At 65.5% G+C, this 9,366-nt stretch carries 11 protein-coding genes; all 11 read right to left on the bottom strand.

Translation table 11 applies throughout. The annotated features are described in order from the left end of the window. Positions 1 to 7: 7 nt before the first annotated feature. Complete coding sequence (locus tag ACE026_RS04760; protein WP_486038288.1) at positions 8 to 469, bottom strand: GNAT family N-acetyltransferase; 462 nt, start codon at positions 467 to 469, stop codon at positions 8 to 10. A gap of 14 nt (positions 470 to 483) precedes the next feature. Beyond that, a complete protein-coding gene (locus ACE026_RS04755) occupies positions 484 to 2,106 on the bottom strand; it encodes an FMN-binding glutamate synthase family protein (protein ID WP_486038181.1) in 1,623 nt (540 codons plus the stop codon). A gap of 31 nt (positions 2,107 to 2,137) precedes the next feature. After that, the gene (locus tag ACE026_RS04750) at positions 2,138 to 3,424 is read right to left on the bottom strand and encodes a nucleotide sugar dehydrogenase (RefSeq protein WP_486038180.1); all 1,287 of its coding nucleotides are present in this window, start codon (positions 3,422 to 3,424) and stop codon (positions 2,138 to 2,140) included. Between the two features lie 303 nt (positions 3,425 to 3,727). Beyond that, a complete protein-coding gene (locus tag ACE026_RS04745; RefSeq protein ID WP_486038179.1) occupies positions 3,728 to 4,183 on the bottom strand; it encodes a BLUF domain-containing protein in 456 nt (151 codons plus the stop codon). 107 nt (positions 4,184 to 4,290) lie between these two features. Then, positions 4,291 to 5,322, bottom strand: coding sequence for a TraB/GumN family protein (locus ACE026_RS04740; RefSeq protein ID WP_486038178.1), 1,032 nt, complete (start codon positions 5,320 to 5,322; stop codon positions 4,291 to 4,293). Positions 5,323 to 5,804: 482 nt separating this feature from the next. Next, positions 5,805 to 6,647, bottom strand: coding sequence for a hypothetical protein (locus ACE026_RS04735; RefSeq protein WP_486038177.1), 843 nt, complete (start codon positions 6,645 to 6,647; stop codon positions 5,805 to 5,807). Continuing rightward, positions 6,647 to 7,099, bottom strand: coding sequence for a hypothetical protein (locus tag ACE026_RS04730; protein ID WP_486038176.1), 453 nt, complete (start codon positions 7,097 to 7,099; stop codon positions 6,647 to 6,649). The genes ACE026_RS04735 and ACE026_RS04730 overlap by 1 nt, the downstream gene beginning before the upstream one ends. A 95-nt stretch (positions 7,100 to 7,194) precedes the next feature. Next, positions 7,195 to 8,007, bottom strand: coding sequence for a hypothetical protein (locus ACE026_RS04725; protein WP_486038175.1), 813 nt, complete (start codon positions 8,005 to 8,007; stop codon positions 7,195 to 7,197). Continuing rightward, positions 8,007 to 8,480: a lysis system i-spanin subunit Rz gene (locus tag ACE026_RS04720; protein ID WP_486038174.1), complete on the bottom strand. Its 474-nt coding sequence runs from the start codon at positions 8,478 to 8,480 to the stop codon at positions 8,007 to 8,009. Before ACE026_RS04720 ends, ACE026_RS04725 begins: the two co-directional genes overlap by 1 nt. Beyond that, positions 8,477 to 8,797, bottom strand: a complete 321-nt coding sequence (locus tag ACE026_RS04715) for a hypothetical protein (RefSeq protein ID WP_167390401.1) — start codon at positions 8,795 to 8,797, stop codon at positions 8,477 to 8,479. Before ACE026_RS04715 ends, ACE026_RS04720 begins: the two co-directional genes overlap by 4 nt. Further along, entirely contained in the window at positions 8,797 to 9,291 is a 495-nt protein-coding gene (locus ACE026_RS04710; RefSeq protein WP_486038172.1) for a hypothetical protein, read from the bottom strand. The genes ACE026_RS04715 and ACE026_RS04710 overlap by 1 nt, the downstream gene beginning before the upstream one ends. Positions 9,292 to 9,366: the final 75 nt, after the last annotated feature.

Here is a 9,366-nt window from a genome sequence, read left to right as displayed (position 1 = left end):
CCGGGCATCAGCGCCTGCGCTGCATCCGCACCGAGGCGAGCGACACGCCGCTGGGGTGCGGGTAGCTCTCCTCGCGCAGCGCTTCAAAACCACAGCGACGATAGAACGGGACCGCGTTGAGCGAGGCCGAGAGCACCAGCGGCCGCGCCGGGTCGGCCAACGCCTCCATCGCCTGCATCACGGTCAGACCGATGCCACGGCCACCGCAGTCGGGATCAACGAACAGCGCATCGATCTCGTTGCCGGCCAGATCGATCACGCCATAGCCCAACAGCGCGCCGTCGGCATCTTCGGCAATCACGCAGCCACCGGCGGCGAGCAGCGCGCGGTAGTGTTCCGGTGGCGGTGAGGCCGACCACGGCGCGATCACCTCCGGCGGATAGGCCGCGCTGCACAGCTCACGTACGCAGCGCGTGCGCAGAAGCCACAGCCTGTCCGCCTCCTCGGCACGGCCAACGCGCAAGCGCACGTCGCGCGCATCGGTCATCGCGATTTACTCGTCCGCAGCGCCTGGATGCGCGCCGGCGGCTGGAACGAATCACTGCGCGCATCGGCCCAGTAATCGTGGAAGACCGCATGGTCGGGCACTTTGCGCAGCAGCTCACCCGGGGCCAGATAGCGGTACAGCGAGGCCAGTGAGCGGATCTCCACCGGCGAGACGCGGCGCAGGATGTGCTCCGGCCCCAGCTCGGAAGGATCGTTCAAGCCGGCCGCGCACAGCAGGTCGCGCAGCGCCCGCAGGGTGTTCTCGTGGTAGTTGTGCACGCGTGTGGCCTTGTCGGCCGCGTCCAGGTGACGCCAGCGATGCGGGTTCTGCGTGGCAATGCCGGTCGGGCATTTATCACTGTGGCAGCTCAGCGACTGGATGCAGCCCAGCGCGAACATGAAGCCACGCCCGGCATTGCACCAGTCCGCACCCAGCGCGATGGTGCGTGCGATCTCAAAGGCACTGGTGACCTTGCCCGCCGCGCCCACGCGGATGCGATCGCGCAGGTCCAGTCCGACCAGGGTGTTGTGCACCAGCAACAGCGCTTCGTGCATCGGCACACCCACGTGATCGATGAACTCGGCCGGCGCCGCACCGGTACCGCCTTCGGCGCCATCGCCCACGATGAAATCCGGCAACAGCCCGGTTTCCTGCATCGCCTTGGCGATGCCGAACCACTCCCAGGGATGACCGATGGCCAGCTTGAACCCGACCGGCTTGCCGCCGGACAACTCCCGCAGCCGCGCGACGAACTGCAGCAGTTCCACCGGCGTATTGAACGCGCTGTGCTTGGAAGGCGATACGCAATCCACGCCCATCGGCACGCCACGGGTGATCGAAATCTCCTCGCTCACTTTCGCCGCCGGCAGAACGCCGCCATGACCTGGCTTGGCGCCCTGCGAGAGCTTGATCTCGATCATCTTGACCTGATCATGGGTGGCGTTGGCGACGAACTTCTCTTCGCTGAACCCACCGGCATCGTCACGGCACCCGAAGTAGCCCGAGCCGATTTCCCAGACCAGGTCGCCGCCCATTTCGCGGTGATACGGCGAAATCGATCCTTCGCCGGTGTCGTGATAGAAGCTGCCCCGGCGCGCGCCTTCGTTGAGGGCGCGGATCGCGTTCGCCGACAACGAACCGAAGCTCATCGCGGAGATGTTGAACACGCTGGCCGAATACGGCTTGGCGCAGTTCGGGCCGATCTGGATGCGGAAATCGTGGTGGCCGATCTCGGTCGGCGCCAGCGAATGGTTGATCCACTCGTAGTCCACCGCATAGGTGCTGCGCAGCGTACCGAACGGCACCACGTCCATTTCATTCTTGGAGCGCTGGTAGATCAGCGCGCGCTGCTGGCGCGAGAACGGCACATCCTCCAGATCGCTCTGCACGAAGTACTGGCGGATCTCCGGCCCGATCGACTCCAGCCCGTAGCGGAAGTGCGCCATCACCGGATAGTTGCGCCGCAGCGTGCTGCGCTTCTGCAGCAGATCCCAGGTGCCCAGCACGACCAGCAACGCCGTCACGCCCACGCCCCAGTACCAGGCGGGCCAGATCGTGGCCAACCACACGCAGACCGGGAACAACAGGATGGCGAGCAGATACGCGAGATAGCGATGCATGGCTTTCCTCAATCAATAGCTGCCCCCGAGTCTACAGGCGGTCGTCCACCACTTCCCGGGGCCACACGGATTTGACGTCGTACACCACACCGCCCGGCGTGAGCAGCGCGCGCACCTGTGCGGCGTCGAAGGCACGGAAACGATCGTGCGCCACCGCCAGTACGACGGCGTCATAGCCGGCCGCATCCGGGGCGTCGACCCAGCGCACGCCCGCATCGGCCAGTGCGGCCGGCCCGACCCACGGGTCCTGCACGTCCACCCGGGCGCCACAGGCCTGCAGACGCTGCGCCAGTTCCAACGCGCGGCTGTTGCGCAGGTCCGGGCAGTTCTCCTTGAAGGTCACGCCCAGCACCAGCACGCGTGCCTGCGCGACATCGATGCTGCGTGATGCCAGCAGTGCCAGCACGCGTTGTGCGACATGCTCGCCGACCCGGTTGTTGACCTGGCGCGCGGTGTGGATCAGGTCCGGGTGATACCCCACGCTCTCGGACTTGTGCAGCAGGTAGTACGGGTCCACGCCGATGCAGTGGCCGCCGACCAGGCCGGGACGGAACGGGAGGAAGTTCCACTTGCTGCCGGCCGCATCCAGCACGTCCTGGGTATCGATGCCGAGCCGATCGAAGATCAACGCCAGCTCGTTGACCAGCGCGATGTTGACGTCGCGCTGGATGTTCTCGATCACCTTGGCCGCTTCGGCCACGCGGATCGAGGGTGCCGGCCAGGTACCGGCCGTGATGATGCCCTTGTACAAGGCATCGACCACGGCGGCGACTTCCGGCGTCGAGCCGGAGGTGATCTTGCGGATGTCCGGCAACCGTCGTTCGCGATCGCCCGGGTTGATCCGTTCCGGGCTGTAGCCGCAATAGAAATCGACGTTGAAGCGCAGCCCCGATCCGGCCTCCAGCAGCGGCACGCAGACTTCTTCTGTCGTGCCCGGGTAGACGGTGGATTCGTAGATCACGATGTCGCCCGGCGTGAGCAGCCCGGCGATCAGGGTGCTGGCACTGCGCAGCGGCCCCAGATCGGGCTGCTCATGCGCATCGATCGGGGTGGGCACGGTCACGATGTAGACATTGCACCCGGCCAGCTCTGAAGGATCGGCGGTGTAGCGGGCATGCGCCGCAGCAGCCAGTTCATCCGCGTCCAGTTCCAGGGTGTGATCCATGCCACGCTGCAGCTCGGCCACCCGCGCATGATCGATGTCGTATCCCACCGTGGCCTGGTGCCGGCCGAAGGTCACTGTCAACGGCAGCCCAACGTAGCCGAGCCCGATGACCCCGATGCGCGCGGACCCCGCCGCGGAGATGGCGTGCGTCATCGAGCGGCTCCGCACCGCGGAACCGGGCCAGCCATCAGGCGGGGCATCATCAGGGGATACGTCATGCGATACGGAGCCGGGAGACAGGTGGTGCAAGACTAACGCGCCCGACCCTGCCCCACAAAGAACAAAGCCGCCGCCCGCGGAGAGTACGGACGACGGCCAAAGGAATAATGGTCCAGCTGCGGTTACTACCCTTTCAGACAGCCTCCAAGGGCAAACCCCGCAAGACTGGTCACAGCTGGTAGAAAGAGGATAGGCGTGCAACCGTGATCATTGTGTTACGGCCAACGTTGTTTTGCGTTACGAACCCAATGTCACTGCTGCCGGTTCCAACTCGCCGGACACACCGGTCCATGCCTCCAGCAGACGACCAAACCCTGCGGGCATGTCGCCCTGCCCGGAACACCGCTGTTGGAACCCCTGCCAGGGCGCCTGGACGATTCGCGCAAGCGCATCCGGTTCGACCGCTGCCGATGCCATCGTCCAGCAGGGGAAATGACGGGTCTCCACGAACCCTCGCGCGAGTTCGCGCAGATTCGTATGGATGCGCGCGTTGAACACGCGCTGGAACACCGAGTCGACACCGTCCTCCGGGCCCTCGAAGTACTGCAGGAAACACCGGCCGTCGAACATCAGCACGCCGGTCACGCCTGCCACTTTGTTGAACCCCATTGCTGCTCGCAGGATCTGATCGATATCAGACGTTTCGATTCCATCGATAGCGTCGCTGACATAAGCGACCGCATGCAGCGGCATGAAGGATTTCCGGAATGAACTGAAGCTGACTATGCCATGAAGCTTTCGCACTGGGTAGACACCGGATGTGAGAGCGGTCTCGTTACCAATCGCCCGTTACTCACACCTCATTCCGGTGCTTGGACCTCATAGCCCCGGGCACGCAGTTGATCGGCATAGCCACCGGGCGTCAGCAGCGAGGTGACCGGGACGGTCGCAAAGGTGACCGCATTGCGCGCCAACGCCTCGCCGGCCATGGTCATCCATTTGCGGTGCGCCTGCGCATCGACATCGGTCAAGCCACGCCGCCGCCCGAAATCGCTGTTGGCCACGGCATCCACGCAGGCCAGGTACTGCCCCTTCACCGCCAGCCGCTCCAGTGCCTCGATATCACCGACCGACCAGGCGTTGGCGCGCTCGGCCAGCAGCGGCAAGCCGTGTTCGACCACATCCAGGGTGCGGCGGAAGCACTCGACATCCTGCAAGGCAGTGCCACGCACTTCCTTCAACGCCTGCCGCGGGTCGGCGATCTTGATCGTGACCTGGGTCGAGACCGGCGTGAGACCGTGCGCCTTGCTGGCCTTCTGCACGATCCTGGACACCGGTGAGGAACGGCCGAGGCCGACATCCTTCAGTGCGGCGGCATACAGCTGGGTCGCGGCCACCAAGGGCCGGTCTTTCTCGATGCCTCTGTCGCGGCCGATGTGGCGCTGTTTGAGCACTTCCCAGCGCGCATAGAGATCGGGCGGCAACACATCGCGCAAGGTGCGTCCGTCGGGATCACGGGCAGCCTTCATCGCCGAGGGCACCAGGGTCAGGCCGCGGAAAAAGCCCACGTCGGCATCCAGTGTCCAGCCCGGCGAACCGAGCACTTCCTGCGCGCTGGCGATCACCGCCTGCACCTCGTCGGCGCGCCACTCCAGCTTGGCTGGCAGCGGCGAAACCGTCCCGAGAATCCACAGTGTGTGGCCCTGGGCGTTGCGAACCTGCCACATGCCTGGCCCGGGCTGCTCACCCGAGACCACCACCGGGGCGAGATCGATCACCTCGCCTGCGGCCTGCGCCGGCACCTGCGTCTGGGCCTGCGCATGGGCCACGCCGCCCAACAGCAGCGCGACGCCCCACACCAGTGCTTTCCCTGCACGTACTGCGTTTGCCATGTGGCGTGTCCGAGGTGAGTTGCTGCGCAGCGTACGGCGGCACGCGGCCGGCTGCGTAAAGTTTGCGTTGCGCGGGCAACGCGTGAAACTGGCCGTTGGTGCCCGGGGCCGGAATCGAACCGGCATGGGGTTGCCCCCGGCGGATTTTAAGTCACATGTACCAGCGCAACTTATTGATTCTTATGGGGCGCAGGTGGACTAAAAACCCCACTTCCGCCCCAACGACTGCACAAAAACTGCACAGGAAACTGCGTCACTCCCCGTCCTTCTCCCACCACTTCGACCGCCTGCCCTTTCGCCTCGCCGACTCCTTCAACGAGGCGGCAAGCTTTTCCTCCGGGGTCCGGGTGTCGTGTAGCAGCAGGTGAGCATAGCCCGGCGCCATCTTGGTGGGGTCCGGGCGGTCGTCGGGTTCGGGGGTGTCTGGCTTGTCTGGGGTGTCCATGCCCGCAGGATACGCCCGGGCGTCTCAGATACTGCGATCAGGAAGATGGCGGTGATAGCTTGTAGGGATGCCCGGCCGGCAGCAGCCCCACCAGCCCATAGCGCCAAGCTGCCCACCCTTCCAGCTTCTGCAGGTCAGAGGTGCTTGGAAGCGCCGCTCCGCTCCCCACAAGCATGGCTGCCACGTCTGCATCCAGGAAGTTGCCTGTAGCTGTGGGATGGCCACAGATTGCGATTGGTTGAGCGGAACTGGTATCGCTGGTGCTCCCCGCAGTCGTCAACGTTGCGTTGAGCGCAACCTGCGTGCCATCGATCGCGATTCTTCCGATCCGGTTCTGCCAGTCAATCGTGAAGAGAGCGATATGCCAAGTGGTTCCTACCTGGATGCCTCCGGCGAGCGTCGCATAGGTGTCGGCATCGAGCCTGCGCACCCCCATCTCGGGAAGATTTGCCCGACTGGTATTGCTGAGCCGCATGCCCCACCGCTCCGTGCCGCCTACAGCGCCAGTATCCGCTCGAAAAAGGATCTTGGACGAACCGGTCGAATCCACGCCACGCTTGCGCACTACACCTAGACACCACGCTGAACCAACGTTTCGCGTAATCGCCAGCGTGGAGGCAGCGCTGCCCAGAAGTCGGTCGTTGGTGCCGTCAAACCTCACCACCTGCCGGCCGGCTAGCTCGCCCGCCACGGGCACAGGCCGCTCAGAGGTGCTCGCCTGGGTGAAGTCGTTGCCATTGCCGCTTCGGTCGCTCCACACGGACACGGCCCCGCCTACCAGCGTCACTGGCGATGCATCGTCCAGCCAGATTTTCGGCGGCTGGGCCATATTGGCTGGCGACCATTCCGCCGACAGCGAGAGCATCAGCCGGCGCAGCATTAGGCACTCTCCTGCATCGCATACTGCCAAGTAGTGCCGTTGTCGAAGGTTTTGGCGGACAGGACCGTGACCGCGTTAGGCCCAGGCGCGATCGTAACGTCACTGCCACCCAGGGCACGGAAGGATGCAGGTAGCGTCAGGGTTCGCCCTCCAGTGCCGTCCTGGGTTATTTGCAGCTCGAACTCGGTCGCCTTCCCGACGCCAGCAAGATTGCTCACGGAGAGCGCGGCATTCGCCGTCATCAGCACAGTGAAATTGTCGCCCAGGCTGCAGTTGAGTGTGAAGGCTCCAGCCGCGACGGTCGCGGCGGTGACCGTGCGGCGGTCTGCGCCGATGAAGGCCAGTAGCTGCGCGAGTGTGGCGCGACGGTCTGCGCCAGACTGAACAAGCTGGAGTAGATCCGCTGAGGAGAGCGCAGACGCCGCGGGGAAGTCAGAAGCGTACTTGGCCATGGTGTATCACCTATCGAAGTCGTAGCCGACCAGCGCGATCAACGCCGAGCCAGTCAGCGGGCCCAGGGTCGGACCTATGGTGGGAAGAGTGGCCATCAGGTTGCGATGCTCCGGTCAGAGAAGCGGCGCCATTTCGTGCCGCTGGCCACGGTCGAGTCGTACCAGCAAGGCTCGCGGCCGCCGGCCAGGTCGGTGATCGCCACCATCTGGAAGTCGGCCACGCCAGTGAGCGCGTTGGCCACGACCAGCGTCATCGGCGGCAAGGCGTTGAGCGTGGACAGCGACCACACGCCCGATGCGTCCCGCTGGAGGAAGCCAGTGCCCGGGCCGGTGAGGTACTCGTAGGGTATGGATGGCGTGTTCTGGCGAAGCGGCCTTCCCTGCTGGTCGGTCAGCGCCTCACCGGCCTGACTGAAGAGCTGGGGGTAAAGAAAGGCCGTTGAGTCTGCCGAGATGATCGGACGCTGCGGGTCGGATGAGTCGACCTCCACGCCCTCGCCTTCGATGATCTGCTGAACGGAACTGTCGGCCAGCGCCAGAGAAGCAAGGGCCTCGTCAGTGAGGCCGATAGCCGGATCGCCTGCATCGCCGTCGCCATGGTCAACCTTGACCCCGCCGCCGGGCTGTAGCGTCCTAAGCGCCCACTCGCCGCTGCCGCGTCGCCCCGCAAACCCGGTGCCTTCGAGACCTGCGATGCTCCTGATGTTCCCAGGGATCTCGCGGATCAGTCGCCACAGCGTACCTGCCGCTTTCTGCTTCCCGGGCGGCGGGTTGACGATTTGATCTGCGGTCAGCAGCTTCCCGTCCGTGCCGAACAGGTTCTTGCCCAGGGTCGCGCCGGCGTTGCCGTCATCAAGCCTGACGACGCGCCCCAGCTGGTCCTTCAGTTTGACCTTGCGATCAGCCATCAGGGCGTCTCGGCGCGGTCCGCTGCGATCACGGCTTGGCAGGCGCGGAGTTGGTCGTCGGCGTCTCGACCGATTCCAATAGCAGGGCCCGCAACCGTGACTCCGAGGTCGGCGGGCGCATCACGTTGGGCGGCGCCGGCGGCAGCTTCGGACAGGCGACCGGTGTGGCAGGTGGCGAGGTCGTGGCGCAACCGGACAGTGCCAGCACGCAGCTCAGCCACAACAGCAGCAGGGACGGTCTCGGCCGCAGCGCGGTCTTCTTCATGCTTCGCTCCGATGGTGGCCAGTTTGTCGGCCTGGGTGTGTTCGGCGGCGCGGGTCTGGTTGACCTGCTCGACCACCGTGGTGCTGGTGCTGGCCTGCTGCCGGGCTTCAGCGCCCTCGGCACGATCACCACGCCATGCCCAGCCGGCACTGAACATGGCAGCGGACCAGGCCACGAAGGCCAGCACAGCAATCAGGGTGCGGTTCATCCAGCCACCTCCGGAGGGATAACGGCACCAAGTCCGCGCAGAGACGCTTCCAACGAAAGGACGCGAAGCCGCAATCGATGCGCCTCTTCCTGAGCAGCCATGCGCAGCTTCATCTCGTCGGCCAGCTGTTGGCCAAGCTTGATCTGGCTCGCTTCCAAGCCTTCTACGCGAGCGGTGAGGCCGGCGATCAGCGCGACACTACCGTCGGATTCCGCCTTGTCCTGCTTGCGGCTCAACACGGCACCGATGAACTCACGCGCGATCCACAGGGCGGCGGCGCCACCGGCGAGCCACCAAGGTGCGGTCGTCTCCTCCATCACGACACCGCCGAAGCAGCAGCGCGGTAGTTGGCCGCCCAGCGGTCGCGGTGTGGTTTCCCTGGACGCCACGCTTCGATGTACTGCGCCCAGGCGCCGTTCTCGTCGCCAATCGGCGGCAGGGATCCAGGAAGCGTCCACAGCAGCAGGCGGGCAATGCCGGCGGCCAGCACATCGTCGTGTTCAAGGGCGCCATACAGCGCGGCCGGCGTCGGCAGCACGCCGTGATCGAGGCACAGCCGGGTGGCATCCTTCGCGCTGGCGGTGTGCCGTAAAACGCCCCGCACGCCGCCGCCCTGCTCGAACTGCCACAGGCCGCGGGCCGGACCGGGCTGCTGACGGCGGTACTTCAGTCCAGATTCCTGACCAGCAATCGCCAGCAGCATGACGCGCGCGCGGGGGGAGTCGTACTTCGGCCCCAGCTCATGCAGGGCGGGAATGATCGCCGCATCGAGCGCCTGCCCCGGCGTCATCGGCAATGGAAGCTGGCTCATCGGTGACCCCCTTGGATTGATGGGGCCATGCTGCCCTTCTGCCGGGAGGGTTCAACGGACTGGCGCCCGTCTGCC

It is taken from the genome of Stenotrophomonas sp. AGC87 (genome assembly GCF_057333975.1).
Note: the sequence above shows the minus strand (reverse complement) of the source record. Positions and strands in the feature narration are given on the sequence as shown.

Excerpts from the sequence above, each read along its gene's own strand:
- ACE026_RS04755 (WP_486038181.1), bottom strand. The coding sequence starts at position 2,106 with ATGCATCGCTATCTCGCGTATCTGCTCGCCATCCTGTTGTTCCCGGTC.
- ACE026_RS04750 (WP_486038180.1), bottom strand. The coding sequence starts at position 3,424 with ATGACGCACGCCATCTCCGCGGCGGGGTCCGCGCGCATCGGGGTCATC.
- ACE026_RS04745 (WP_486038179.1), bottom strand. The coding sequence starts at position 4,183 with ATGCCGCTGCATGCGGTCGCTTATGTCAGCGACGCTATCGATGGAATC.
- ACE026_RS04740 (WP_486038178.1), bottom strand. The coding sequence starts at position 5,322 with ATGGCAAACGCAGTACGTGCAGGGAAAGCACTGGTGTGGGGCGTCGCG.
- ACE026_RS04735 (WP_486038177.1), bottom strand. The coding sequence starts at position 6,647 with ATGCTGCGCCGGCTGATGCTCTCGCTGTCGGCGGAATGGTCGCCAGCC.
- ACE026_RS04730 (WP_486038176.1), bottom strand. The coding sequence starts at position 7,099 with ATGGCCAAGTACGCTTCTGACTTCCCCGCGGCGTCTGCGCTCTCCTCA.
- ACE026_RS04725 (WP_486038175.1), bottom strand. The coding sequence starts at position 8,007 with ATGGCTGATCGCAAGGTCAAACTGAAGGACCAGCTGGGGCGCGTCGTC.
- ACE026_RS04720 (WP_486038174.1), bottom strand. The coding sequence starts at position 8,480 with ATGAACCGCACCCTGATTGCTGTGCTGGCCTTCGTGGCCTGGTCCGCT.
- ACE026_RS04715 (WP_167390401.1), bottom strand. The coding sequence starts at position 8,797 with ATGGAGGAGACGACCGCACCTTGGTGGCTCGCCGGTGGCGCCGCCGCC.
- ACE026_RS04710 (WP_486038172.1), bottom strand. The coding sequence starts at position 9,291 with ATGAGCCAGCTTCCATTGCCGATGACGCCGGGGCAGGCGCTCGATGCG.